This window comes from Pseudomonas sp. FeS53a, assembly GCF_000931385.1.
GTDB classification, from domain to species: Bacteria; Pseudomonadota; Gammaproteobacteria; order Pseudomonadales; family Pseudomonadaceae; genus Metapseudomonas; species Metapseudomonas otitidis.
In genome coordinates this window covers 59,971-82,537 of sequence record NZ_JYFT01000050.1, presented here as the reverse complement: position 1 = coordinate 82,537, position 22,567 = coordinate 59,971, and the positions used below count along the sequence as shown (strand labels likewise).

Here is a 22,567-nt window from a genome sequence, read left to right as displayed (position 1 = left end):
CCCCTCCGCTCCCGCCTACGCCGCCCTGTCCGTGGCCGGCCGCGTGCGTGAACACAACGAAGACGCCCTGCTGTGCAGCAGCACCCTGGGCCTCTGGGCCGTGGCCGATGGCATGGGCGGGCACCAGTGCGGCGAAGTGGCCAGCGCCACCGCCCTGGCCGCGCTGGAGCAGCACATCCAGGCCGGCGCCGACCTGCCCACGGCCGTACACGGCGCCAATGAAGCCGTGCTCGCGGTGGCAGCCGAAGGGGGCGAGGAGCGCCGCGGCATGGGCACCACCCTGGTCGCCCTGCACCTTCAGGGCGATGCCTACCAGCTGGCCTGGGCCGGTGACAGCCGCTGCTACCTCATCGACGCCAGCGGCATCCGCCAGATCAGCCACGACCACAGCTGGGTGCAGATGCTGGTGGACCTCGGCCAGCTCACCCCCGAGCAGGCCCGCCAGGACCCGCGTCGCAACGTCGTCACCCAGTGCCTCGGCCGGGACGACCAGGCCCTGGAAGTCGGCAGCCTGGTCGGTCGCCTCGCCCCGGGCGAGCTGCTGCTGCTGTGCAGCGATGGCCTCAGCAACGAACTGGACGACGCCACCCTGCACCAGGTCTGCAGCCGCTCGAGCACCCTCGAAGCGATGGTTGGCACGCTGGTCGAGCTAGCCAATTGCCATGGCGGCAGGGACAATATCTCCTGCATCGTGCTGGGCCTGTCGGCGCCGGAGCCTGTTCCACCGGAGGCCCCGCCACGCAGCTTCCTCAGCCGATGGTTCGGCTCCCGAAAACAGCGATAAGCGCACCTTCCTTCCCTATGAACGACAGCTTGTTGGAGATACCCGGCTACAGCGTGCAAGGCCGGCTGGGCCGTGGCGGCATGGCCGAGGTTTACCTCGCCACCCAGGAATCCCTGCACCGCCAGGTGGCGATCAAGGTCCTGCAACGCCTGGATGATGAAGCCTTCGCCAAGCGCTTCATCAAGGAAGCGCACCTGGTGGCCTCGCTGCACCACCCCGCGATCATCACCATCCACGACATCGGCCGGCTCGCCGATGGCCGCCCCTACATCGCCATGGAGTTCGTTGCCGGTGGCGACCTGGCGCAGCACCGTGGCGAGCGCTTCGAGCCCCAGCGGGCGCTGACCCTCATCCGGCAGATCGCCAGCGCCCTGGTGGTGGTGCACGACAAGGGCATGATCCACCGCGACATCAAGCCGGCCAACATCCTCTTCCGAGAGGACGGCACCGCCGTGCTCAGCGACTTCGGCATCGCCAAGGAACTGGCTCTGGACAGCGACCTCACCCAGCATGACGTCGCCGTCGGCAGCCCCGCCTACAGCAGCCCGGAGCAGGCCCAGTGCCTGCCCCTGGACCCGCGCAGCGACATCTACAGCCTGGGCGTGATCTTCCTTGAGCTGCTCATCGGCACCAACCCGTTCCGTGGCACCAGCTACACCCAGACCGTGCTCAACCACGTGCAGATGGAACCACCGCGCCTGGCCGGCGCCCTGGAGCCCTACCAGTTCCTGGTGGACCGCATGCTCGCCAAGGACCCGGAAGAGCGCTTCGCCGACTGCCGCGTGCTGCTGGCCAGCCTCGCCGAGCTGAACGAGAACGAGCAGGACCACACCCGCGTCACCCGCACCCCCGACCTCGCCAAGGGAGCCGGCTCCGCACGCACCTCCCCGCGTTCGCCCGTGCCGGCCGCTGCCCCGGCCCGTCGCCTGCCCGTCTGGGGCTGGGCGCTGCTTGGCGTGCTGCTGCTGGGGATCGGCTCCGCCGTCGGCCTGCACCTGGTCAAGCAGAAGGAAATCCGCGACCTCCTGGCCCAGGGCGAACAGCGCCTGGCCGCCGGCCAACTGGCCAGCCCGGCCGGTGACAGCGCCGAAGACTTCTTCAACCGCGTGCTCGCCCGCGAACCCGACAACGCCCAGGCCCGCGATGGCCTTGCCCGCGTCCTCCAGGCCCGCATCGAGGCCGCCCTGGCCCAGGGTGATGCGCGCCTGGCCGGGGACCGCCTGGTGCAACCCGAGGATGACAGCGCGGTCTACCACTACCGCCAGGCCCTGGCCCTGAAGCCGGACGAGGCCCGCGCCGAGCAGGGGCTCGACCGCGTCGCCGCGCGCTTCGCCCAGCTCGCCGACGAGGCCTACGGTCACCGCGAGTTCGCCCTGGCCCAGCAGTTCATCGAGGCCGGGCTCAAGGTCCGCCCGCTGGACGAACCCCTGCTGGCCCTGCAGGCCGGCCATGCCCAGCGCGTGCGCCGGGCCCAGGCCCGTGCCTCCGGCAGCCAGGCGGCACGGCAGCAGCAGAGCAGCAACCCGGTCAAGCGTTTGTGGAATCGCATCTTCGATTGATGCGCGGTAACAGGTCAGCTGGGCAATCGGCTTGGCGCAACGGAAATCAAGGACTTCGTACATGCTCAGGATTCACTTCGCGGACAACCGCCAGGAACCCATCTGGCTGGCGGACGAGCGCTTCACCATCGGCCAGGACGAACGCAACCACCTGGTACTGAACGAAGCGGACGTCAGCCCCTTCCACGCCGAGATCCGCCAGGACCACGGCCACTACTACCTCTCCGACTGCGGCACCCGCAACGGCACCCTGGTCAACGGCGAGCGCATCGGCGCCCGCTACCAGCTGCGTTCCGAGGACCGTGTGAAGGTCGGCTCCGTGGAACTGGTGCTGGTCGATCCGGCCAAGGTCAAGCCCAAGGCTGCCCCCACCGCGCGCTGGTTCCTGCAGGTGATCAAGGGCGAGAACGAAGGGCGCAAGTACCACGTCACCGGCTCCATGACCTTCGGCCGGTCGGTGAAGTGCGAACTGTGCTTCAGCGACCTGGAACTGTCCCGCCGGCACGCCGAGTTCTTCCTCAAGGACGACGTGCTGGAGATCAAGGACCTGGCCTCCGCCAATGGCGTCTACGTCAACCAGCAGAAGGTCGGCACCGCCGTGCTCGCCCCGGGCGACCAGGTGCGCATGGCCTCGGTGACGCTGCTGGTGATCGGGCCCAAGGTGGAAGTGCGCCAGGCGGCCGACGAGGACGCCACCCAGTTCGTGCGCGTGGTCGACCTGCCCAAACCGGCCCCGGCGGCCGCTCGTGAGGCGAGCCAGCCGGCAGCGGCCAACCCGCTGCGCGCCGTGGCACCGGCCCCCGCCGAAGCGGCAGCCTCGGTGGCCACCAATGAAGACGCCAAGGGGCGTCTGGTGCTGATCGGCGGCATCGTCATCGCCGTGCTGGGCATCGGCGCCGCCGTCGCCAAGTTCGTGCTCTGACCCGCCAGGACCTCGCGCCCGTGGGGCGCGGGGTCAATCCACGAAGTAGCTCACCACCCGCCACCGGCCGTCGCTGTCGCGCATCGGCGTCACCGTCTCGGTCGCACCGTCCCGGTGCTCGAAGTTGCTGCGGTACTGCAGGATCACGTATTCCCCATCCGGCAGCCCCGGCAACTGCGTGGCGTAGCTGGCGCCCTGCAGTTCACGTTGCTTGAGTGCCCCCAGGGGCGAGCGCAGGTCCACCGCCAGGGTCACCCAGTCGTACTGGCTGGTGCTGCGGCGCAGCACACTGGCCGCCTGCTGCCAGGTGCGGATGTAGTCTTCACGGTCGGCCACCGCCAGCCAGGCGCGGGCGGCGGCCTTGGCCTGCTCGATGGCCTGGGCCTCCCCAGCGGCCTGGGCCGGGGGCAGGACGCAGAACAGCAGGCCCACCAGCAGCGGCAGGATGCCGCGTCGGTTCATCACGAAATCCTCCTTGAGGCACCCGCCGCACAGGCGACGGGTGTGGGTTTCTACCTTAGTCCTTCAGGCGCTCGTCACGTTTCAGCTGAACCATGTCGCCCCGCGTGCACTGCTGCGGCTCGGTGGAAGTCAGGTCGTAGCAGCGCTGGCCGAAGCCCATGGGCCAGTAGATGATCGCGAACGGCGGCCAGAAGATCGACGCCACCCGGAAGCGCGCCCGCAGCTTGCCCTGTTGCACCGGCGCCCCGTCGATACGGGTGAGCTTGTAGGGGATGCCACCGCTGGCGCTCCAGAAGAACGGCCGGGTGGTGACCATGCCTTGCGGGTACTGCTCGGCGCGTTCGTAGACGGAAACCCGGGTGTTTTCCGGGAGCTTGAAATAGGTGCGGGTGGAGCAACCCCCCGCCACTAGGGCCACCGCCAGAAGGGCGGCCGTGCGCGTGTACTTCTTCACTTCCAATCCTTTTCGGTACGACTGTCCAGGGCGGTATCGCCGCCGGGTGCGCATGGTGCCCGGATCGGCTTGATGGCGCCAGGCCATTAGTCAGTGGATGGGCAGCACTGGGTGTTTATGTGAACCGTTCGACGGTGTGTCAGCGGGGGGATTTGTAGCTCGGCTGGTTATCGAGCCCCAGGAGCTGCTTTGTCACCCGAGTGGTTCCTCTTGAACGGAAAGGTGAGCAAGGCGTGAGCGCACGCTGGACTCGTTTTAGGCCAAAAAGGTGGGGCAGGGACACTGCTCCTTCTGGAGGCCGAGTGGAGTCGTCGTGAAACGCAGCGAAGCGAAGTAACAGCCGAAGGCTGGCCCGAAGGGCGAGCGAAGCGAGTCAAGGGCTTGAGCGACATGGATGTCGCGAGATGCAGGGGCAAGTTTTTTGATTCCTTTTCACCGGGCTGGCGATCCAGCGACTGGAAAAGGGATTCGCCCGAGGGGGCGAAACAAAAAATATCCGCGAAGCTCGATTACCGGCTTGACCGCGAGCTTGCTCAGCCGCGACCTGAGCTGAGGTGGAGACAAACAAAAGCCCCGGCGCTTTCACGACGGGGCCTTTCGGAACGGGACGGGAATCAGAACACCCGGATCGGGTACTCCACGAACACCCGCACCTCGTTGCCATCGTCCACATAGCTGTTGACGTTGTTGGACGCCCGCAGCATCGAACCGCGCAGCTTCAGCTTGAGGTCCTTGGCCGGGCCTTCCTGCACCAGGTACTGCAGCTGGTTGAAGATCTCGCGCTCCTGGCCACGGCCGGCCTGGCCGGCGTCGATGTTGTCGCCGCGCACGTAGGCCACGCGGTAGCTCAGGCCGGGGATGCCGTACTCGGCGAAGTCCAGGCCGTAGGCCACCTGCCAGGAGTTCTCATCCTTGCCGTTGAAGTCCGACCAGTAGGAGTTGGCCAGCCAGATGGTGGTGCCGCCGTCGCCGATGTAGTCGGCACTCTGGTAGCCGCCGTAGAGGTAGCCGATGTCACCGCTGCTGCGCTGGTGGGCGAGGGTGAAGGAGTGCGCGCCCATGGCGTAGGTGGCCGCCAGGCTCCAGATGCGGTTGGTGCGGTTGTCGTCCTTGGCGAAATCCTTGTCCAGGCGGGTGCGGTAGCCGTTGAAGTCCAGGGTCAGGGAACGGTCCTTGGCGATCGGGTAGACGTAGTTCAGGTTCACGTACTGCTTCTTCAGCACGTCTTCCACGTCGGAGCCGTACAGCGAGGCACTGAACTGGTCGTTGAAGCGGTAGCTGCCGCCCAGCACGTCGATGCGCTTGAGACCGCCGCTGTCACGGCCTTCGGCGCTCTTGCGGGCCTCGGCGGTGAAGTGGCCGGCGTTCAGCTCCAGGCCCTCGATCTCCTTGGAGGTGATCAGGGTGCCGGTGTAGCTCTCCGGCAGCAGGCGCGAATCGTCGTAGCTCAGCACCGGCAGGGCGGGCATCTGGTCGCCGAACTTCACCACGGTGTTGGAGAAGCGCGCCTTGATCGCCGCACCGCCACGGGCGATGTCGTCCTGGGCGTGGCCGCTGTCGCCGGGCTTGAAGAAGTCGATGCCGGCCGCGCCGACACGGCCCTTGCCGCCGTCCAGGCGCAGGCCGTAGAGGCCGAAGGCGTCGACGCCCACGCCCACGGTGCCCTGGGTGAAGCCGGAGGTGAAGGTGCCGATGACGCCCTGGCCCCACTCCATCCTGTCCTTGTTGTGGTGCTTGTAGTCGCGGTTCATGTACGCGTTGCGCAGCAGCACGTCGAGGTGGCTGTCTTCCACGAAGCCCTTGGCAGTGGACTGGTCGTCGGCCAGGGCAGAGGTGGAGGCGGCGATGCAGAGGGCGATCAGGCTGAGCGTGTTCTTCATGTTCGGTGCGGCTCGGTTTTTCGAAAGGCGGCGATTCTGACCAAGTCGTCCAAGGGGTTCAACCCGCCTAAGGTCGCGTTTTGCCCCTGGCAGCGTGGGCGACTGCCCGTGCTGCCTGCCGGAGCCGACCGCTCTGCGACGGGGTGTCCAGGCTGCGGATGACCTTCCGTCCGGTTCGTTGAACCCTAGACGCGCTCTGCCGGTCGATCACCCTGCCGCATTCGGGCGGCACGTGCGGAGGCCCGGTCGTATCCGCACCCATTGGAACCGGCAGGGCCTGGACGCTCACCTCGAACGGCGGCCGCGCCCTGTCCACGACACTCAGGACGGGTCATGCACATGCCACGTATCCCCTCTCGCCTCGGCGCCCCTTGCGCCGCACTGTCCCTTGCCTTCCTCGGCCTGCCGGCCGGTGCTGCCGACTTCATCGTCAACCAGACCGACGACCGCTACGACGGGGTCTGCGATGCCCACTGCTCCCTGCGCGATGCGGTCTCCGCCGCCAATGCGCTGCCGGGGCCGGACCGCATCATCCTCCAGGCTGAAACCTACCGCCTCAGCCTGCCCGCCGGGCGCGACGAGGAGGGCGACGTGCTGGACGAGGACGACAACCTCAATGGCGACCTCGACATCCGCGATTCCCTCACCATCGTCGGCCAGGGCCCCAGCCGCACCATCATCAGTGGCAGCCCCGAGGCCAACGACCGGCTGATCGAAGTGTTCGCCGGGGCCCGCGTGGTGCTGGAGCGCCTGCGCCTCACCGGTGGCCACAGCTCCACCTACGGCGGCGCCCTGGAGAACCACGGCGAAGTGGTGCTGCGCCAGGTGGAGGTGAGCGGCAACCGCTCCACGGCGGCCTTCCAGCCCGGCAACGGCGGCGGCGTGGCCAACCACGGACGGCTGGAGGTGCACCGCTCGTTGTTCGCCAACAACTGGGCGGGGGCCGGCGAAGGGCACTACGGCCTCGGCGGCGGTCTGTACAACGACGGCGACCTGTTGCTGCGCGACAGCACCCTGCTCGGCAACCGCGCCAGCGACGACGATGATGCCGGCTTCGGCGGCGGGCTCTACAACAAGGGCCGCGCCGACGTGGCGCGCACCACCTTCACTGGCAACGAAGCCAGCTTCGGCTCGGCCATCGGCAACGACGGCGTGCTAACCCTGGCCAATGCCACCCTCAGCGGCAACCGCCAGCCCTACTACGGCCAGGCGACCTTCAACAACGGCCAGTACCAGGTGGGCGGCACGCCGCCCGAAGCGCTGCTGGTGAACGTGACCATCGCCAACAACAGCGGTGGCTACGGGTTGATCAACCTCGGCAAGGTGACCCTGCGCAACAGCATCATCGCCGGCAACCTCGACGAGGACCTGTCGACCCCGATGAACTGCGACAACCGGGGCGCCCAGGCGCAGTACAAGGCCATCGGCCTGCTGCTCGGCACGGGGCCTGGCAACTGCACGGGCGAGCTCTACGTGGAGCAGGCCGATGTGATGACCAAGGTCCTCTACCCGCTGGCGGACAACAACGGCCGCACCCAGACCCACGCCCTGCGCCCGCGCAGCCCGGCGGTGGACGCCGGCATCGGCACCTGCACCGCCCGTGACCAGCGCGGTTCCAAGCGGCCGCGTGACGGGGATGGTGATGGTGTGGCGCGCTGTGACCTGGGGGCCTATGAGCGGCCGAAGCCGTGGGTGGCGAAGCCTTGAGCGGGTGTAGAGAAAGGGGGCCGGGGCCTGCGAGGGACCCGGTGCTTTTGGGGTGAGGAGGCAGCTGCTAGAGGACGAAGTTGATTACCGAGTTCCGCGGATGTCTTCTGTTTCGCCTTGCCGGGCGAGCCCCTTTTGGCAGTCGTCGGGGTGCCGAACCACCCAAAAGGGGCCAAAAGGGCTCGCCCCACCATCCGGGTCCCGCTTCGCGGGACTTCCCTCGCTCCGTCGTTGCTCCGGGGGGCAGCGCGATGGGCCATCCATGGCCTGACGCGCTTCTCGCGGCATTCATGCCGCTCGTCCCCCTGCGCAACGACTGCGCTCGGCCTCCTGAAGGGGCAGTTTCCCTGCCTGACCTTTTCAGCCAGACGGTGGGGTCAGCGTGCGCTTCATACATGTCGTTGCAAAGGGCAGAGGCTCCCGGTTCAGTCGTCCCGGGTCAGCACTTCCAGCAGTTCGATCTCGAACACGAGGTTGGAGCCGGGGGTGATGTGGGCGCCGACCTGGCGGTCGCCGTAGGCCAGGTGGGCGGGGACGTGGAGCTTGCGCTTGCCGCCGACCTTCATGCCCATCAGACCCTGGTCCCAGCCCTTGATCACTCGGCCGGTCCCGATCACGCACTGGAAGGGGCGGCCTTTCTGGTAGGAGGAGTCGAACAGGGTGCCGTCCTCCAGCCAGCCGTTGTACTGGGTGGTGATCAGCGCGCCCTTGACCACGGCCTTGCCGTCGCCTTCGAGCAGGTCTTCGATCTTCAGTTCATCGCTCATGGGAGTCGCTCCGGTGGGGAAGGCGCGCGTTTTCGCAGGAAGCGCGGCGCTTGGCAAGGGGCCGGTCGTGGGGCGACCGGCCCTCGGCTCAGGCTTCGGCGGGCTCGTCCGGCTCCTGCTGCTGCAGGGTCCACATCTGCGCGTAGGTACCGCCGGCCTCCAGCAGTTCGCGGTGGGTGCCCTTTTCGATCACCCGGCCGGCGTCGAGCACCAGGATCTGGTCGGCGTCCATCACCGTCGACAGGCGGTGGGCGATGACCAGGGTGGTGCGGCCTTCCTGGATGCGGTCGAGGGCGGTCTGGATGGCCTTCTCGGACTTGGAGTCCAGCGCCGAGGTGGCCTCGTCGAAGATCAGGATCGCCGGGTTCTTCAGCAAGGCCCGGGCGATGGCGACGCGCTGCTTCTCGCCGCCAGAGAGCTTCAGGCCGCGCTCGCCCACCGGGGTTTCGTAGCCGTCGGGCAGGCGCTGGATGAAGTCGTGGATGTGGGCGGCGCGGGCGGCGGCCTCCACCTCTTCGCGGGTGGCGTCGGGGCGGCCGTAGCGGATGTTGTAGTAGATGCTGTCGTTGAACAGCACCGTGTCCTGGGGAACGATGGCGATGGCCCCGCGCAGGGACGACTGGGTCAGCTCCCGCAGGTCGTGGCCGTCGATGCGGATGTGGCCGCTGTCGATGTCGTAGAAGCGGTAGAGCAGGCGGGCGAGGGTGGACTTGCCCGAGCCGGAGTGCCCCACCACGGCCACCGTGCCGCCGGGCGGGATCTCGAAGTCCACGCCGTGGAGGATCTCCCGGCGCGGGTCGTAGCCGAAGTGCACGTTCTCGAAGCGCACCCGGGGCCGGGTGGCCTGCAGCGGTACGGCGCCCTCGGCGTCGCGCACGTCCTGGCGCTCGTCCAGCAGGCCGAACAGCCGCTCCATGTTGGTCAGCGACTGCTTCACCTCGCGGTACATCATGCCGAGCAGGAACAGCGGCGCGGAGAGCTGCAGCAGGTAGGTGTTCACCAGCACCAGGTCGCCGATGGTCAGTTCGCCGGCCACCACGCCGGCGGCGGCGCGCCACATCATCGCGGTCACGCCCAGGGCGACGATGGCGGTCTGGCCCAGGTTGAGCAGCGCCAGGGACTTGGTCGCCTTGACCTTGGCGTTCTCCAGGTGGCGCAGGTTCTCGTCGTAGCGCGCCGCTTCGTGGGCTTCGTTGTTGAAGTACTTCACCGTCTCGTAGTTGAGCAGTGAGTCCACTGCACGCTCGTTGGCGCGGGTGTCCGCCTCCACCGAGGCGCGGTAGTAGGCGGTGCGCCACTCGGTCACCGCCACCGTCCACAGGCCGTAGGCCACCAGGGTGGCGAGGGTGATGAGGGCGAAGCCCCAGTCATAGGCCCCGACCAGCACGGCGGTGACCATGACGATCTCCACCAGGGTCGGGACGATGGTGTAGAGGGTCCAGTCCAGCAGGTCGGAGATGGCGCTGCCACCGCGCTCCACGTCCCGCGCCACGCCGCCGGTGCGCCGGCCCAGGTGGAACTTGAGGCTGAGGCCGTGCAGGTGCTGGAACACCTGCAGGGTGATCTGCCGTGAGGCCCGCGCCATGACCCGGGCGAACACCACCTGGCGCAGCTCGGTGAACAGGGTCACGCCGATGCGTGCGGCACCGTAGGCCAGCAGCAGGCCGGCCGGCAGCACCACCAGGCTGGGGGCGACGTTGAGCTGGTCGACGATCTGCTTGAGCGCCATGGGCACGTAGAGGTTGACCAGCTTGGCCGCGAGGATCAGCCCCAGGGCCACGGCGATGCGCCCGGTGTAGGGGCGTAGATAGGGGAGGAGGGTGGCGATCACCGCGGCATCGCCACGGGCGTTTGCCTGGCGCGCCACCGGGGTGGCGCCGTCATGGGTGCTGCCGGCGTCCGCCGGCGGGGTCTGGGTCTGTTCGTTCTGGGCTGCCATCGCCCACCTGCCTTGTGTCGTCGAGAAGGGGCGACCTTACTCCAGCGCCGGCGCGGGTGCGAATCGTGTCGGTCGATGGTGGTCATCGACCGCTGGTGGGCGGTCAGGCGTCGCGCAGCACCTTGCGCTCTGCGTCCTGGCCGTCGAAGCCGTGCTCCAGCTTCACCTTCAGCGCCAGGTCGGTGCGCGAGTCGGCGAAGCGCAGCGCATCGGCCAGGCTGACGCGGTTGGCCTCGACCAGGCGGAACAGGCTCTGGTCGAAGCTGCACATGCCGGCCTCCAGAGCGTTCTCGATGGCGTCCTTGAGCTCGTGCAGCTCGTCGCGCAGCACCAGGTCACGCACATGGGGCGTGCCCAGCATCAGCTCTACAGCGGCCACGCGCTTGTGGTCGATGCCTGGCACCAGGCGCTGGCCGACCATGGCCAGGAGGTTCTGCGAGAGGTCGGCGAGCACCTGCTTGCGCGCCTCGTCGGGGAAGAAGCGGGTGACGCGCTCGATGGCATGGCGGGCGCTGGTGCCGTGCAGCGTGGCCACGCACAGGTGGCCGGTCTCGGCGTAGTGCAGGGCGTGCTGCATGGTGTCGGCGTCGCGCACCTCGCCGAGCATGATCACGTCCGGCGCCTCGCGCAGGACGTTGCGCAGTGCGGCGGAGAAGCTGTGGGTGTCCAGGCCCACCTCGCGCTGGTCGACGATGGAGCGACGGTGCGGGTGGAGGAACTCGATGGGGTCTTCGATGCAGATGATGTGGCCGCTGCGCTGTGCGTTGCGGTGGTCGAGCATGGCCGCCAGGGTGGTGGACTTGCCGGAGCCGGCGGCGCCCACCACCAGGATCAGGCCGCGGTCCTGCAGGGCCAGCTTCTCCAGCACCGGTGGCAGGCCGAGGCTCTCCAGGCTGGGGATGCTGGTCTTGATCAGGCGCACCACCATCGAGACCTCGCCCCGCTGCAGGTACATGTTGGCGCGGAAGCGGCCGCTGCCGGGCAGGCTGACGGCCAGGTTCATCTCCCATTCGCGCTCGAACTCGGTGACCTGGGCGGGGGACATCAGCTGGTAGGCGAGCTGGCGCACTTCGCCGGGCTGCAGGGCGCGTTCGCCCACGGGCCGGGCGTGGCCTTCGATCTTGATGTGGGGCGGCGAGCCGACGCTGAAGAACATGTCGGAGCCCTGGTGCTGGTGCAGCAGGTCCAGGTAGGTGAATACGCCGGGGACCGTGTCGAGGGAGTCGCTCATCCCGCCTCCTTGCTGGGTGGATCGGGCAAGCCTAGCAGCGGCGGCGCGGGGCGTGCCATCCGGCACGGCGTCGCAGGGGGAAGAGGGGGAGGGGAGAGGGGAACGTGGAAAGGCCCGGCGCTGCCGGGCCTCGGGGCGGATCAGTCCTGGCGGCTGGTGACTTCCACCAGGTGGTAGCCGAACTGGGTCTTCACCGGGCCCTGGACCACGCCGACCGGCGCGCTGAAGACCACGGTGTCGAACTCGCGGACCATCTGGCCGGGGCCGAAGGAACCGAGGTTGCCGCCGTCACGGCTGGAGGGGCAGGTGGAGTTGTCCTTGGCGACCTGGGCGAAGTCGGCACCGCCTTCGATGGCGGCTTTCAGTTCGTTGCACTTGGCTTCGCTGGAAACCAGGATGTGGCGGGCGGTTGCGCGGGGCATGGGAGGACTCCTCTGGAAAAGCGCAGAGCCTACCGTAATGCGCCGGCCAGTCAAACGCCCGTGGGGGCTGGACAACGGCGCGCGGCTGCCCAAGTATCGCCGCGCGTTTCGTCCCGGAGTCGTCCATGCGCCTTGCCCTGTCCGCCCGCTGCCTCGGGTTGCTGTTGTTGTCCGCCTCGCCCGCCTTTGCCGCGTCCTGCCCGGCGGGGCAGACGCAGGTCTGCCTGGGGGGCTGCATCTGCGTGCCCGACCCGGACGGGGTGATCGGCCCGGCCCAGCAGCGGGTCGGCGAGGTGGCGGCCACCTCCCTGGAGGGCTGGATCCTGCGCTCCCGCGCCTCGGCGCTGAGCCAGGGCACCGCGCCGATCCCGCCGGCGATCCGCCAGATGCTGCTGCCGTACTACCCCACCGATGTGCTCGACAACGTGCGCTACCGGGTGGGCGATGCCGACGACATGGCCGCCGCCCGCACCATGTTGCAGAACCCCGACATCAAGGCGGTGACGCTGGTGGACGTGATCGTCTTCCGCAACGAGGCCCTGGCCCAGGACGCCGCGCTCTGGGCCCACGAGCTGTTCCACGTCCAGCAGTACCGCCAGTGGGGCAGCCTGGAATTCGCCCGGCGCTACACCCGCGATTACGACGCGGTGGAGTCGCCGGCCTACCGCCAGCAGTTCGACGTGGCCCGCGAGCTGCGGCAGCAGGTCCAGCGCCCGGCCCACTGATCAGGCCGGGGTGTCGTCCCGGCCGATGTCGACGCGCTTGCCGATGTCCCGCAGGCGGGCCAGCTGGTCCACCACCGAGGGCGCTTCGTCCAGGCTGCCGACGAAGGTCCACAGGTAGGTCATCACCGCGTAGATGTGCCCGGCCTTGACCTGCTCGGCAGAGGCCAGGCAGGTGATGGCGACCACGAACAGCAGCGCAGCCATCACCCCCAGCAGCAGGTAGGCCACCGCCTCGCGGTCGGAGAGCCGCACCCGCAGGCTCGACAGGTGCCGGTAGTGGCGCAGCAGGCTGCCCCGGCCGACCCGACCCACCAACGCCACCTCCTGCTCCAGGCGGTCGTTCAGGCGCTCGTGCAGGGCCTGGTTGCGGGTGGCGAAGCGCGGCAGGCAGGCCAGGCACAGCGAGAGGGCCAGCAGGCAGGCCGCGCCCACCCAGGGCTCGATGGCCAGCAGCATCGCCGCGGCGCCGACGATGGAGACCAGGGCGGTGGCGATGATCGGGATCTGCTTCTCGAAGAAGTCGACGAACTCCCGTGCCAGCACCACCCGTGCCGCCACCTTCGAGGTGCCATGCTGCTGCCGGCGCTGGTAAAGCACCACCGGCACCGCCAGTTCGGCATAGATGCGGGTGAAGGTGCGGGTGTCCACCGCACGGCGCGCCGCGCCCACCACCCAGAAACCCAGCACCACCAGCGCATAGAGCACCGCCAGGCGCGCTTCGCCGCGCACGATGGCGTCGATGGCGAACCCGGCGAACAGCGGGTAGGCCAGCATCAGCAGGTTCTCCAGGGCGACCAGGGAGAAGGTGCCCAGCAGCTTGCCGGGGTAGGCGCAGGCGATGGCCTTGAGGGTGGTGGCGGCGGATTGCTGGCCGAGGCGGGCGCCGGTGGAGGCCAGTTGCTCGGTATCGAGGGGGTGCATCGTCGGTAGACCGTAGTGAGTGAAGAAGGGTCGCGCTATGATTTGAGCGGCCGCTCAATTTTCCTTGAGCAGTCGCTCAAAATTCAAGAGCCACTCATTCCCCGGAGACCCCATGGCCCGTCCCCCCGCTGCCGAACGCAAGGATCAGATCATCACCGCCGCCCTGGAGCTGTTCCTGCGCAACGGCCTGGCCAGCGTCTCCACCCGTGATCTGGCGGAGCACACGGGGTTGTCCCGCAGCCACCTGTACCACTACTTCAGTGACTGGAAGACCCTGCGCCGGGCGGCGTTCGAGCGCTTCTCCGAAGAGCAGCTGGCCGGCACCCAGGCGTTGCTCCAGGGGCTCGACCCCGAGCCTGCGCTCATCGCGCTGATGCGCGATTGCCTGCCGGCGCGCAAGGACGACGCGGCCTGGACGCTCTGGCTGGATGCCTGGGATGAATCCCTGCACGACCCGGAACTGGCCGAGGCCTACCGGCTGGCGCTCGGCCAATGGCAAGGGCTGTTGCAGGGGCTGATCGCCGAGGGGTGCGCCAGTGGGGTGTTCAGCTGCGATGACCTGCCACGGGCCACCCGGCAGATCACCGCCCTGGCCAACAGCTACGCGGCGGACCTGCTGCTGGAGCCCTCGCCCATCACCCTGGAGGCGGCGCTGGAGGAAATCATCGAAGTGGTGAGCTTGCTGCTGGGGGCGCCCAGGCTGGGCGCACGGCTGAAGCCTGCGTGAGGAGTGCCCGCGCAGTGGCGCGCGGGGCGCGGGTCAGTGGACCGTGGTCCCCGGCGCGTCCAGCAGGCGCTGGGCCGAGGTCAGCCGCTCCAGTTCGCGGCGCACCATGTTGGCGTACTCCGGCGGCTTGAACTGGTAGAGCTCGGTGGCCACCCAGGCCAGCCAGCGCGGGCCGAGGGCGACGCGCTGGGCCAGCAGGCGCAACGCGTCGGCGCGGGCGCGCTCGGCGTGTTCCTCGTGGAAGTCCCGGCGGCTCATCAGGCCACGGAGAGGCCCACGTAGACGTTCTGCACGTCATCGTGGCCGTCGAGGGCTTCGAGGAAGGCCTCCACTTCCTCCAGCTCGGCGCCGGAGAGGGTGACCGGGTTCTTGGCCTTGTAGCCGAGGTTGGCCGAATGCACGGTGAAGCCGAAGTCCGGCAGGGCCTTGCACACGGCGTCCAGGTCGGTGGGCTCGGTGTAGAACACGCTGGTGTTGTCGTCACCGGGCTCGAAATCCTGGGCGCCGGCTTCGATGGCGGCCAGTTCCACGTCGGCATCGGCGCTGGCCGGCTCGGCCTCGATGATGCCCAGGTGGTCGAAGTCCCAGGACACGGAGCCGGAGGTGCCCAGTTGGCCCTTGCGGAACAGCACGCGGATTTCTGCCACGGTGCGGTTCAGGTTGTCGGTCAGGCACTCGACGATCACCGGCACGCGATGCGGGGCGAAGCCTTCGTACAGGGTGCGCTCGTAGTTGACCACCTCACCGGACAGCCCGGCGCCTTTCTTGATGGCGCGCTCCAGGGTGTCCTTGGGCATGGAGGCCTTCTTGGCCTGGTGAACGGCCAGGCGCAGCTTGGGGTTCATGTCCGGGTCGGCGCCGTTGCGCGCGGCGATCATGATTTCCTTCACCAGCTTGCCGAAGATCTTCCCTCGGGCGTTGGCGGCGGCTTCTTTGGGTTTGGCTTTCCACTGGGCGCCCATGGCGTATCTCCCGCAGGTTGATGGGGCGGACGTGACCGTCCGGCAGGGCGGCGATTCTACCGGGCCAGCAGGTGCGCCTGCCAGCGGGGCGCCGAGTGGTGCGCGGGGGTTCACAGCGCCCTCGCCAGGCGTCGGGCGCGGTGCAGGCCGTTTTCCAGGCGTGGGGCACCGGCCTTGCGGATCGGACCCAGGGTCAGCGTTTTCACCGGGCGTACGCCGCAGAAACGCAGGGTGGTGCACTCCATCTGCCGCAGGCCCGGCGCGCCCTGCACCCAGCGGAAGTACCAGGGTGGCGTGTCGAGGGTGACCAACTGGTGAGCCGAGCGCCCCTTCAGCAGTTGCTCCGGCCATGGGTTGCCGTCGCGATAGGCGAAGGCGAAGCCGGGCAGCAGCACGCGGTCCAGAAAGCCCTTGAGCAGCGCCGGTACGCCACCCCACCAGATGGGGTAGACGAAGCACAGGTGGTCGGCCCAGGTAAGCAGGTTGCAGGCCTCGACCAGGTCCGCCTCCAGGGGCTGTGGGTGTCGGTAGCCGCTGCGCAGCACCGGGTCGAACTGCAGGTGATGCAGCGCCAGTGTGCGCACGTCGTGGCCGGCCTCCCGGGCCGTTTCGCCGTAGGCCTCGGCCAGGGCCGCGCAGTAGCTGTCACCGTCCGGATGGCCGAGCACCACCAGTACCTTTCTCGTGTTCATGTACCGCCTCCTTGAGCAAGGCGGCAGTCTGCGGTCTGCCCCTAAGGGCAGAGTCAAGCCACAGAGGGGGCGGAGGTGTTGCAGAGCACGTCGTCGGCCCGTGCGGTGTCGGCCAGGCACCGGGCGATCTCTTCGTCGACCTCTCCCAGCCGGGCGTCCAGCCGGCGCAGGCGGGCCAATTCGGCGCGTACTGCCTGGCGCTTGGCCTGCAGGTGCTGGCGCAGCAACGTCCAGTCGGGCGTGTCCACGCCCCGCAGCAGGGGCTCCAGTTCGGCGAGGCTGAAGCCCACCGATTGCGCCTGGCGGATCAACAGCAGGCGTTCGAGGTGCGACACGTCGTAGCAGCGATAGGTGCCCCGACGTGGTACCGGGCCCAGCAGGCCACGGCTCTCGTAGAGGCGGATGGCCTTGGCGCTGGCGCCGCTGCGGGCGATGAGCTGGCCGATCTGCATGGTGTCGCTCTCCTCGGGCTGGGCGGGTCATTCTGGTATGCGCCGGCCGGGCTTGTCACCGCTGGCGACCGGCCGTCGCTACAATCCGCGCTTTGCCCGGAGCCCTCCATGAGCCATGCGCCCTACGGCGTCGGCGATGCCTCTTACCAGGCCGCCGGCGGCATCGACGGTTTGCGCCGTCTGGTCGACGACTTCTACCAGCAGATGGACAACCTGCCCGAGGCGGCGGCGCTGCGCCGGCTGCACCCCGAGGACCTGGCGCCCTCGCGGGACAAGCTGGCCTGCTTCCTCAGCGGCTGGCTGGGCGGCCCGCGCCTGTTCAGCGAGAAGTACGGCTCCATCGCCATCCCGGCGTTCCATGCCCGCTGGCCCATCGACGAGGCGCTCAGCGAGGCGTGGCTGCTGTGCATGGAGCGGGCGATCGCCCGGCAGGGCTACGCGGCGGACTTCGCCGAGTACCTGTTGGTGCAGTTGCGGGTGCCGGCCGAGCGGGTGGTGCAGGCCGCCCGGGCGCGGCACGGCTTGCCGGGCTGAGGTTCAGCGCCGGCGGCGCAGGTCGTCGAGGAAGCTGCAGGCCTGGTCGATGTCTTCGCCCCAGGCCAGCAGCCACGGCTGCTCGCCGCACCACTGCATGAAGCGCAGCAGCAGCCCGAGCTGCTGCGCATCCAGCGCGCCGAGGCGGGTGCGGGTGTCCTCGCGGTAGGCGGGGGAGGGGTTGAGGTTGAGGATGAGGAAGCCCAGCAGCAGGTTGATCTCATCGGGCGGCGACTCCAGCACCAGCCGCAAGTAGGACGGCAGCGCCCAGCGCCAGCCGGCGGCGGAGAGGCTGCTCATGTCGTCGTGCAGCCAGAAGAGGGCCTCCATCGGCAGCTTGCGCCCGGGCCAGATGGCCAGCTCCGTGCGCAGCATGTCGCAGGCGTCGCAGCCGCTGGGGTGAAAGGACAGGTCCGGGCCTTCGGGCTTGTCCACCGGGGGCAGCAGGCGGTCCAGTTCGTCGAGCAGTTCCAGCCGGTCCATGTCAGCCCCTCCGCTGTCGCAGGGGGAAACGGACGTGGTCGGGGGTTCGCAGGGCAGGGCTCATGGGGTTCCTTCCATGGGGTGGTGGGGTGTCGGGTGCCACGTTCTGGGACGGTCGTCCGGGCGGTCGCCGATGATGCTCGCTGCGCTGTGCCGAGCGTTGCCTTGCGTCAACATGTGCGCTTTTCACGGAGGAAAACCATGCCTGTCCAGTACCCGCTGACAACCGCTGCATGACTCCTCGGTCTGCCTGTAAGCCCAAACGCCGGCTGATTCCCCTGTCATCCCCGGCCGCTCCCGTGCTGGGGCCGCTGACGGTGGGCCTGGGCGTGGGTAATCTGCGCCCCCTTTTACTTGCCGGCGCTGCCCATGAATCCGTTGCCCATCGTCCTGCTGGTTGCCCTCGGCCTGGTGCCTGCCGTGGCTGATGCTCGCGCCGTCGACACGGTTGTGGCGGCCCCCGCCCCGGCCTCGCTCGGGCTGCCGCCGCTGGAGCCGGTGCAGGGCGAGCTGCGCGGCGCGCGGCTGCTGCACCAGGCGGACTGGTTGCGGGTGCAGTTCCTGGCGCCGGGCCAGCGTGGAGCGGCCGAGGCGGCGTTGAGCGCGCTCAAGGCCAGCGGGGCGCCGGGCCCTGGCGCGGTGGGTGGTGTGCCGCTGGTGCCGTTGCCCGATGCACTGGAGCGCCTGGCCGCGCGGCTCGGCGTCACGCCCGGGCCGGCGCCGGTGGTGGTGGCCGAGGGGCAGGTGCTGGGGCGGCTCGCCCAGGGGTTCAGCCTGCCCGTGGGGCGCGGCGCCTGGCTCTACGGCTACACCGGCCCGCGCGGGTTGCTGGCGCTGGGCGCCGTGCTGGAGGAGGGGGCGGACTCCCAGGCCTTGATGGGCGCGTTCCTCGCCCTCAACCGCGAGCACGGCCTGTTGCTGGTGGACTGGCCCCAGCGGCTGTTGCTGATCGGCGCCGATGCCAAGGGCCAGGTGCAGGGCTGGCGGCCCTGAACGGGGCTATTCCGGTGCGAATGGCCTGGGATTTGCCCGGCCCCCGTGGTTGAATCCACCCCTATCCGTCCGGCCAGGCAACCATTCGCCCGTCTGCCGGTCATACGCCCTTCCAATAAGTCGCGACCCCAGCCCCGAGCAGGCTCGCGCACCCGGGCGCAACCCGTCCAAGGAGGCATCCATGCGCGTCACCTCTACCGTCCTGCGGCTTGCGGCCCTGTCGCTGGGCCTGTTGCTCGCCCAAGGCGCCCGTGCCGGCGATGAAGCGCAGCTGATCGAGGCCCTCAACGCCTACCGCGGCCAGGTGCAGAGCTGCGCCGGCCAGGCTTCTCTGGAGCTGCCGCCGCTCACCGCCGACCCGCGCCTGGTTATTTCCGCCACCACCATGGGCGACCTGCAGGAGGCGATGACCCAGTCGCGCTACCCCATGGTCAATGTCCAGGCCATCAGCCTTTCCGGCCCCCGCGATGCGCAGTCGGCGATGAAGGCCATCCGCGAGAGCTTCTGCCAGGTGGTGCTGGACCCGCAGTTCGTCGACATCGGCGTCAGCCGCGATGACCGCGAGTGGCGCATCGTCCTGGCCCGGCCGCTGCTCACCGGGCGCCTGGGCGACTGGCAGGCCGAGGGCCAGAAGCTGCTGGAGCAGATCAACACCGCCCGTGCCCAGTCCCGCCAGTGCGGCACCCAGTTCTTCGCCGCCGCTGCGCCGCTGAGCTGGAACGCCTCCCTGGCCACGGCGGCCGAGGGGCACTCCCGCGCCATGGCCAACAACAATTTCTTCGACCACAAGGACCGCGACGGCCGCACCCCGGGTGACCGCGCCGAGCTGTCCGGCTACATCGGCCGGCAGATCGGCGAGAACATCGCCGCCGGCCAGGACACCTCGCGCAAGGTGCTCGACGGCTGGCTCGCCAGCCCCGGCCACTGCGCCAACCTGATGAACCCGCAGTTCCGCGACCTGGGCGCCGCCTACTCGGTGGACCCGAAGAGTGACGCCGGCATCTACTGGACCGCGCTGTTCGGCAGCCAGTGACCCCGCGCCGGCCTCAGGGCCGGCGTTTGGTACCCGCCCGCCGCGCCGGTTCCCGCGTGGCGGCGCGGGCCGCCACTTTCATCAGGCGCTGGAAGGTGGGGCAGGCCAGGTGGTCCTCCGCCGGGCAGTCCACCGCGTGGCGCAGGCTGTCGCGGATCGCCGACAGCTGGCGGATGGTCGCGTCCAGCGCGTCGGCCTGTTCCGCCAGGCGCTGGCGGTCCAGGGTCGGTTGCCGTGCGCTGCCGAGCAGGGCGCCGATGTCGTCCAGCGAGAACCCCGCCGCCCGTCCCATGGCGATCAGCGCCAGGCGCTCCAGCACGTTGGCGTTGAACACCCGCTTCATGCCGGCGCGGCCGATGGAGCGGATCAGTCCCTTCTCCTCGTAGTAGCGCAGCGTCGAGGCCGGCAGGCCGGAGTTTCTCGCCACCTGGGCGATGTCCATCTCTTTCATGCTTGACCTCAAGTCGACTTGAACTGGCAGCCTGATTCCACGGGCGTTCCGTGACAGTGGAGGAGCTAAGCATGAACGGTGAGACGGTGGTAGCGGTGGCGGGGATCGGCGTGGGCGCGACCCTGGTGATGGACCTGTGGGGCTGGCTGCTGCGCCGCCTGACCGGCAACGCCGGGCTGGACTACGCCCTGGTGGGGCGCTGGGTCGGGCACATGCCCCGTGGCCGCTTCTGTCATGCGGGCATCGGCCGTGCCGCGCCGGTGCGCGGTGAGCGCGTGCTGGGCTGGACCTGCCACTACCTGATCGGCATCGGCTTCGCCGCGTTGCTGGTGGCGGTTGCCGGGCCGGCCTGGCTGTGCCGGCCAAGCCTGTGGCCGGCGCTGGTGTTCGGGCTGCTGAGCGTGGCGGCGCCGTTCCTGGTGATGCAGCCGGCCTTCGGGCTCGGCATCGCTGCTGCCCGCACCCCGGAACCGCTCAAGGCGCGGCTGCGCAGCCTGCGCACGCACCTGGTGTTCGGCCTGGGCCTGTACCTGGCGGCCCTGGGCATGGCCTGGGGGTGGATGAACTGCGCGGGCTGAGCGACCGGCTCACAGGGCGCTGACGATCTGCTCCCGCAGCCACTGGTGGGCCGGGTCGCGGTGCACGCGTTCGTGCCAGAGCATGGCCATCTCGTAGCCGGGCACGTCCACGGGCGCGTCGACCACCTGCAGCGTGCTGCCCTTCAGCAGACGCTCGGGGAGCATGGCCACCAGGTCGGTGCTCTCCAGCACGGCCCGGAGGAACAGGAAGTGCGGCACCGAGAGCACCACCTTCCGTTCCAGGCCCAGGCTTGCCAGGGCCTCGTCGGTGGGGCCGCTGAAGCCGCCGCCATCGGGCGAGACGATCGCCTGGTCCAGTGCGCAGAACTGCTCCCGCGTCGGCCGCCGCCTGAGGCCGGGATGCCCGGCGCGGCCAGCGAGCACGTAGCGTTCGGCGAACAGGGTGCGGCGATGCAGGCTGGTGGGCGAGCCCTCCACGGTGTGGAAGGCCAGCTCGATTTCCCCGTGCTCCGCCTGCCGGGCGATGCGCGAGGGCACCATCTCCACCACCGCCACGCGCATGCCCGGTGCAGCCCGCAAGCGGGGCAGGGCGGGCAACAGGATGGCCGACTCGCCGTAGTCGGTGGCGGCCACCCGCCAGGTGCCCTGGGCCTGGGCGGGGTCGAACGGGCTGGCCGGGGCCACGGCGCGCTCCAGCGCCTCCAGCGCCTGGCGCAAGGGCTCGCGCAGGGCCTCGGCGCGAGCGGTGGGGCGCATGCCGCGAGGGCCGGGCAGCAGCAGCGGGTCGTTGAAGATCTCCCGCAGCTTGGCCAGGTGCACGCTCACCGAGGGCTGGGAGAAGTTCAGGCGCTCGGCGGTGCGGGTGACGTTGTGTTCGGTCAACAGCGTGTCGAGGGTCACCAGCAGGTTGAGGTCCAGCCGTCTGAGATTATTCATGCGTATACCTGGGATATCAGCTATTCATTTCCAATATATCTGCCGGGCTCCCATCCTGCGTACCTCCCGTCCCGTGAGGTGCCCCATGAATATCCTGATCGTCCATGCCCACCCTGAACCCCGCTCCCTCAACGGCGCGCTGAAGGACTTCAGCGTCCGTCACCTGCAGGCCGCCGGCCATGCGGTGCAGGTGTCCGACCTGTACGCCATGGGCTGGAAGCCGACCCTCGACGCCGCCGACAACCTGGACCACGAACCCGGTGCGCGCTTCGATGCCTCGCAGGATTCCCGGCATGCCTTCGCCAACGGCCGGCAGAGCCCGGACATCGCCGCCGAGCAGGACAAGCTGCGCTGGGCGGATGCGCTCATCCTGCAGTTCCCGCTCTGGTGGTTCACCCTGCCGGCGATCCTCAAGGGGTGGGTCGACCGCGTGTACGCCTACGGATTCGCCTACGGCGTGGGCGAGCATTCGGATGCACGCTGGGGCGACCGCTACGGCGAAGGCTCCATGGCCGGCAAGCGGGCCATGCTGGTGGTCACCACCGGTGGCTGGGATTCCCACTACAGCCCGCGCGGCATCAACGGCCCGATGGAGGACCTGCTGTTCCCGATCCACCACGGTATCCTCCATTACCCCGGCTTCGACGTGCTGCCACCCTTCGTCGTGCACCGCACCAGCCGCATCGACGCGGCACGCTTCGCCCGCATCCAGCAGGAACTGGGGCAGCGCCTGGACGACCTGTGGCGCACCGAACCCATCCCCTACCGCAAGCAGAACGCGGGGGACTACGAGATCCCCGCGCTGACCCTCAAGCCCAACATCGCGCCGGGGGAGGAGGGGTTCGCAGCGCATGTGAAGCGGTAGGCAAGGGGCAACGTAGCCCGGGCTTCAGCCCGGAACCGGAGTCCACCGAGGCATCCCTGGGCTGAAGCCCAGGCTACGAGGCCTTTGCGGCACCGCAGAAACGACGACGGGAGATCAGGCCATCCGA

At 69.2% G+C, this 22,567-nt stretch carries 26 protein-coding genes; 11 read left to right on the top strand and 15 right to left on the bottom strand.

Features of this window, described 5'->3' with window-relative positions:
* Nucleotides 1-25: 25 nt before the first annotated feature.
* The 3 genes from SZ55_RS14745 to SZ55_RS14735 all read left to right on the top strand — a co-directional run bounded on the left by SZ55_RS14745 (nucleotide 26) and on the right by SZ55_RS14735 (nucleotide 3,265).
* On the top strand, nucleotides 26-784 hold the full coding sequence (locus tag SZ55_RS14745; protein WP_082078239.1) for a PP2C family protein-serine/threonine phosphatase: 759 nt from the start codon (nucleotides 26-28) through the stop codon (nucleotides 782-784).
* A gap of 17 nt (nucleotides 785-801) precedes the next feature.
* On the top strand, nucleotides 802-2,343 hold the full coding sequence (locus SZ55_RS28815; protein ID WP_044407379.1) for a serine/threonine-protein kinase: 1,542 nt from the start codon (nucleotides 802-804) through the stop codon (nucleotides 2,341-2,343).
* A 61-nt stretch (nucleotides 2,344-2,404) separates the two neighbouring features.
* Nucleotides 2,405-3,265: an FHA domain-containing protein gene (locus tag SZ55_RS14735; protein WP_044407376.1), complete on the top strand. Its 861-nt coding sequence runs from the start codon at nucleotides 2,405-2,407 to the stop codon at nucleotides 3,263-3,265.
* A gap of 33 nt (nucleotides 3,266-3,298) precedes the next feature.
* Here the strand turns inward: SZ55_RS14735 and SZ55_RS14730 are convergent, their stop codons facing one another.
* The 3 genes from SZ55_RS14730 to SZ55_RS14720 form a co-directional block, all read right to left on the bottom strand.
* Entirely contained in the window at nucleotides 3,299-3,727 is a 429-nt protein-coding gene (locus SZ55_RS14730) for a DUF4019 domain-containing protein (RefSeq protein WP_044407373.1), read from the bottom strand.
* A 55-nt stretch (nucleotides 3,728-3,782) separates the two neighbouring features.
* The gene (locus SZ55_RS14725) at nucleotides 3,783-4,181 is read right to left on the bottom strand and encodes a hypothetical protein (RefSeq protein ID WP_044407370.1); all 399 of its coding nucleotides are present in this window, start codon (nucleotides 4,179-4,181) and stop codon (nucleotides 3,783-3,785) included.
* 614 nt (nucleotides 4,182-4,795) lie between these two features.
* Nucleotides 4,796-6,061 (bottom strand): OprD family porin, encoded by a 1,266-nt coding sequence (locus SZ55_RS14720; RefSeq protein ID WP_044407367.1) that lies wholly within the window; start codon nucleotides 6,059-6,061, stop codon nucleotides 4,796-4,798.
* A 333-nt stretch (nucleotides 6,062-6,394) separates the two neighbouring features.
* On the opposite strand from SZ55_RS14720, the gene SZ55_RS14715 reads away from it, so the two are divergent.
* On the top strand, nucleotides 6,395-7,768 hold the full coding sequence (locus SZ55_RS14715) for a CSLREA domain-containing protein (RefSeq protein ID WP_044407364.1): 1,374 nt from the start codon (nucleotides 6,395-6,397) through the stop codon (nucleotides 7,766-7,768).
* Nucleotides 7,769-8,193: 425 nt separating this feature from the next.
* Here the strand turns inward: SZ55_RS14715 and SZ55_RS14710 are convergent, their stop codons facing one another.
* The 4 genes from SZ55_RS14710 to SZ55_RS14695 all read right to left on the bottom strand — a co-directional run bounded on the left by SZ55_RS14710 (nucleotide 8,194) and on the right by SZ55_RS14695 (nucleotide 12,127).
* Nucleotides 8,194-8,535: an FKBP-type peptidyl-prolyl cis-trans isomerase gene (locus SZ55_RS14710; RefSeq protein ID WP_044407361.1), complete on the bottom strand. Its 342-nt coding sequence runs from the start codon at nucleotides 8,533-8,535 to the stop codon at nucleotides 8,194-8,196.
* Nucleotides 8,536-8,623: 88 nt separating this feature from the next.
* Nucleotides 8,624-10,474, bottom strand: a complete 1,851-nt coding sequence (locus SZ55_RS14705; RefSeq protein WP_044407358.1) for an ABCB family ABC transporter ATP-binding protein/permease — start codon at nucleotides 10,472-10,474, stop codon at nucleotides 8,624-8,626.
* A 103-nt stretch (nucleotides 10,475-10,577) separates the two neighbouring features.
* Entirely contained in the window at nucleotides 10,578-11,705 is a 1,128-nt protein-coding gene (locus tag SZ55_RS14700) for a PilT/PilU family type 4a pilus ATPase (protein WP_044407355.1), read from the bottom strand.
* Between the two features lie 140 nt (nucleotides 11,706-11,845).
* Nucleotides 11,846-12,127, bottom strand: coding sequence for a peptidylprolyl isomerase (locus SZ55_RS14695; RefSeq protein ID WP_044407352.1), 282 nt, complete (start codon nucleotides 12,125-12,127; stop codon nucleotides 11,846-11,848).
* 125 nt (nucleotides 12,128-12,252) lie between these two features.
* On the opposite strand from SZ55_RS14695, the gene SZ55_RS14690 reads away from it, so the two are divergent.
* Entirely contained in the window at nucleotides 12,253-12,852 is a 600-nt protein-coding gene (locus SZ55_RS14690; protein WP_044407349.1) for an eCIS core domain-containing protein, read from the top strand.
* Here SZ55_RS14690 and SZ55_RS14685 read toward each other — a convergent pair whose 3' ends face one another.
* The gene (locus SZ55_RS14685) at nucleotides 12,853-13,773 is read right to left on the bottom strand and encodes an ABC transporter six-transmembrane domain-containing protein (protein WP_044407347.1); all 921 of its coding nucleotides are present in this window, start codon (nucleotides 13,771-13,773) and stop codon (nucleotides 12,853-12,855) included.
* A 112-nt stretch (nucleotides 13,774-13,885) separates the two neighbouring features.
* Here SZ55_RS14685 and SZ55_RS14680 point away from each other — a divergent pair, with 112 nt between their 5' ends.
* Nucleotides 13,886-14,500, top strand: coding sequence for a TetR/AcrR family transcriptional regulator (locus SZ55_RS14680; protein ID WP_044407344.1), 615 nt, complete (start codon nucleotides 13,886-13,888; stop codon nucleotides 14,498-14,500).
* Nucleotides 14,501-14,533: 33 nt separating this feature from the next.
* On the opposite strand, the gene SZ55_RS14675 is transcribed toward SZ55_RS14680, so the two are convergent.
* The 4 genes from SZ55_RS14675 to SZ55_RS14660 all read right to left on the bottom strand — a co-directional run bounded on the left by SZ55_RS14675 (nucleotide 14,534) and on the right by SZ55_RS14660 (nucleotide 16,606).
* Nucleotides 14,534-14,758: a hypothetical protein gene (locus SZ55_RS14675; RefSeq protein ID WP_044407341.1), complete on the bottom strand. Its 225-nt coding sequence runs from the start codon at nucleotides 14,756-14,758 to the stop codon at nucleotides 14,534-14,536.
* A complete protein-coding gene (locus SZ55_RS14670) occupies nucleotides 14,758-15,462 on the bottom strand; it encodes a YebC/PmpR family DNA-binding transcriptional regulator (protein WP_044407338.1) in 705 nt (234 codons plus the stop codon). Before SZ55_RS14670 ends, SZ55_RS14675 begins: the two co-directional genes overlap by 1 nt.
* A gap of 110 nt (nucleotides 15,463-15,572) precedes the next feature.
* The gene (locus SZ55_RS14665; RefSeq protein WP_044407335.1) at nucleotides 15,573-16,154 is read right to left on the bottom strand and encodes an NAD(P)H-dependent oxidoreductase; all 582 of its coding nucleotides are present in this window, start codon (nucleotides 16,152-16,154) and stop codon (nucleotides 15,573-15,575) included.
* A gap of 53 nt (nucleotides 16,155-16,207) precedes the next feature.
* Entirely contained in the window at nucleotides 16,208-16,606 is a 399-nt protein-coding gene (locus SZ55_RS14660; RefSeq protein WP_044407332.1) for a MerR family transcriptional regulator, read from the bottom strand.
* Between the two features lie 108 nt (nucleotides 16,607-16,714).
* Here SZ55_RS14660 and SZ55_RS14655 point away from each other — a divergent pair, with 108 nt between their 5' ends.
* A complete protein-coding gene (locus SZ55_RS14655) occupies nucleotides 16,715-17,140 on the top strand; it encodes a group II truncated hemoglobin (RefSeq protein WP_044407328.1) in 426 nt (141 codons plus the stop codon).
* A 3-nt stretch (nucleotides 17,141-17,143) separates the two neighbouring features.
* Here SZ55_RS14655 and SZ55_RS27115 read toward each other — a convergent pair whose 3' ends face one another.
* Complete coding sequence (locus SZ55_RS27115) at nucleotides 17,144-17,623, bottom strand: hypothetical protein (RefSeq protein ID WP_052807602.1); 480 nt, start codon at nucleotides 17,621-17,623, stop codon at nucleotides 17,144-17,146.
* A gap of 369 nt (nucleotides 17,624-17,992) precedes the next feature.
* Here SZ55_RS27115 and SZ55_RS14645 point away from each other — a divergent pair, with 369 nt between their 5' ends.
* Entirely contained in the window at nucleotides 17,993-18,616 is a 624-nt protein-coding gene (locus SZ55_RS14645) for a hypothetical protein (RefSeq protein WP_152644489.1), read from the top strand.
* Nucleotides 18,617-18,797: 181 nt separating this feature from the next.
* Nucleotides 18,798-19,649: a CAP domain-containing protein gene (locus tag SZ55_RS14640; RefSeq protein WP_044407322.1), complete on the top strand. Its 852-nt coding sequence runs from the start codon at nucleotides 18,798-18,800 to the stop codon at nucleotides 19,647-19,649.
* Nucleotides 19,650-19,662: 13 nt separating this feature from the next.
* Here the strand turns inward: SZ55_RS14640 and SZ55_RS14635 are convergent, their stop codons facing one another.
* Entirely contained in the window at nucleotides 19,663-20,100 is a 438-nt protein-coding gene (locus SZ55_RS14635) for a helix-turn-helix domain-containing protein (protein WP_044407319.1), read from the bottom strand.
* A 71-nt stretch (nucleotides 20,101-20,171) separates the two neighbouring features.
* On the opposite strand from SZ55_RS14635, the gene SZ55_RS14630 reads away from it, so the two are divergent.
* Nucleotides 20,172-20,678 carry a DUF2938 domain-containing protein gene (locus SZ55_RS14630; RefSeq protein ID WP_044407316.1) on the top strand — a complete coding sequence of 169 codons (507 nt, stop codon included), beginning with the start codon at nucleotides 20,172-20,174 and terminating at the stop codon, nucleotides 20,676-20,678.
* A gap of 9 nt (nucleotides 20,679-20,687) precedes the next feature.
* Here SZ55_RS14630 and SZ55_RS14625 read toward each other — a convergent pair whose 3' ends face one another.
* Entirely contained in the window at nucleotides 20,688-21,575 is an 888-nt protein-coding gene (locus tag SZ55_RS14625; protein WP_044407313.1) for a LysR family transcriptional regulator, read from the bottom strand.
* A gap of 85 nt (nucleotides 21,576-21,660) precedes the next feature.
* Here SZ55_RS14625 and SZ55_RS14620 point away from each other — a divergent pair, with 85 nt between their 5' ends.
* The gene (locus tag SZ55_RS14620) at nucleotides 21,661-22,440 is read left to right on the top strand and encodes an NAD(P)H-dependent oxidoreductase (RefSeq protein WP_044407310.1); all 780 of its coding nucleotides are present in this window, start codon (nucleotides 21,661-21,663) and stop codon (nucleotides 22,438-22,440) included.
* Nucleotides 22,441-22,567: the final 127 nt, after the last annotated feature.

What these genes read in the sequence shown, in the direction of transcription:
- SZ55_RS28815 (WP_044407379.1), top strand. Translation starts at nt 802, where the DNA reads ATGAACGACAGCTTGTTGGAGATACCCGGCTACAGCGTGCAAGGCCGG.
- SZ55_RS14735 (WP_044407376.1), top strand. Translation starts at nt 2,405, where the DNA reads ATGCTCAGGATTCACTTCGCGGACAACCGCCAGGAACCCATCTGGCTG.
- SZ55_RS14730 (WP_044407373.1), bottom strand. Translation starts at nt 3,727, where the DNA reads ATGAACCGACGCGGCATCCTGCCGCTGCTGGTGGGCCTGCTGTTCTGC.
- SZ55_RS14720 (WP_044407367.1), bottom strand. Translation starts at nt 6,061, where the DNA reads ATGAAGAACACGCTCAGCCTGATCGCCCTCTGCATCGCCGCCTCCACC.
- SZ55_RS14715 (WP_044407364.1), top strand. Translation starts at nt 6,395, where the DNA reads ATGCACATGCCACGTATCCCCTCTCGCCTCGGCGCCCCTTGCGCCGCA.
- SZ55_RS14710 (WP_044407361.1), bottom strand. Translation starts at nt 8,535, where the DNA reads ATGAGCGATGAACTGAAGATCGAAGACCTGCTCGAAGGCGACGGCAAG.
- SZ55_RS14705 (WP_044407358.1), bottom strand. Translation starts at nt 10,474, where the DNA reads ATGGCAGCCCAGAACGAACAGACCCAGACCCCGCCGGCGGACGCCGGC.
- SZ55_RS14700 (WP_044407355.1), bottom strand. Translation starts at nt 11,705, where the DNA reads ATGAGCGACTCCCTCGACACGGTCCCCGGCGTATTCACCTACCTGGAC.
- SZ55_RS14695 (WP_044407352.1), bottom strand. Translation starts at nt 12,127, where the DNA reads ATGCCCCGCGCAACCGCCCGCCACATCCTGGTTTCCAGCGAAGCCAAG.
- SZ55_RS14690 (WP_044407349.1), top strand. Translation starts at nt 12,253, where the DNA reads ATGCGCCTTGCCCTGTCCGCCCGCTGCCTCGGGTTGCTGTTGTTGTCC.
- SZ55_RS14685 (WP_044407347.1), bottom strand. Translation starts at nt 13,773, where the DNA reads ATGCACCCCCTCGATACCGAGCAACTGGCCTCCACCGGCGCCCGCCTC.
- SZ55_RS14680 (WP_044407344.1), top strand. Translation starts at nt 13,886, where the DNA reads ATGGCCCGTCCCCCCGCTGCCGAACGCAAGGATCAGATCATCACCGCC.
- SZ55_RS14675 (WP_044407341.1), bottom strand. Translation starts at nt 14,758, where the DNA reads ATGAGCCGCCGGGACTTCCACGAGGAACACGCCGAGCGCGCCCGCGCC.
- SZ55_RS14670 (WP_044407338.1), bottom strand. Translation starts at nt 15,462, where the DNA reads ATGGGCGCCCAGTGGAAAGCCAAACCCAAAGAAGCCGCCGCCAACGCC.
- SZ55_RS14665 (WP_044407335.1), bottom strand. Translation starts at nt 16,154, where the DNA reads ATGAACACGAGAAAGGTACTGGTGGTGCTCGGCCATCCGGACGGTGAC.
- SZ55_RS14660 (WP_044407332.1), bottom strand. Translation starts at nt 16,606, where the DNA reads ATGCAGATCGGCCAGCTCATCGCCCGCAGCGGCGCCAGCGCCAAGGCC.
- SZ55_RS14655 (WP_044407328.1), top strand. Translation starts at nt 16,715, where the DNA reads ATGAGCCATGCGCCCTACGGCGTCGGCGATGCCTCTTACCAGGCCGCC.
- SZ55_RS27115 (WP_052807602.1), bottom strand. Translation starts at nt 17,623, where the DNA reads ATGGACCGGCTGGAACTGCTCGACGAACTGGACCGCCTGCTGCCCCCG.
- SZ55_RS14645 (WP_152644489.1), top strand. Translation starts at nt 17,993, where the DNA reads ATGAATCCGTTGCCCATCGTCCTGCTGGTTGCCCTCGGCCTGGTGCCT.
- SZ55_RS14640 (WP_044407322.1), top strand. Translation starts at nt 18,798, where the DNA reads ATGCGCGTCACCTCTACCGTCCTGCGGCTTGCGGCCCTGTCGCTGGGC.
- SZ55_RS14635 (WP_044407319.1), bottom strand. Translation starts at nt 20,100, where the DNA reads ATGAAAGAGATGGACATCGCCCAGGTGGCGAGAAACTCCGGCCTGCCG.
- SZ55_RS14630 (WP_044407316.1), top strand. Translation starts at nt 20,172, where the DNA reads ATGAACGGTGAGACGGTGGTAGCGGTGGCGGGGATCGGCGTGGGCGCG.
- SZ55_RS14625 (WP_044407313.1), bottom strand. Translation starts at nt 21,575, where the DNA reads ATGAATAATCTCAGACGGCTGGACCTCAACCTGCTGGTGACCCTCGAC.
- SZ55_RS14620 (WP_044407310.1), top strand. Translation starts at nt 21,661, where the DNA reads ATGAATATCCTGATCGTCCATGCCCACCCTGAACCCCGCTCCCTCAAC.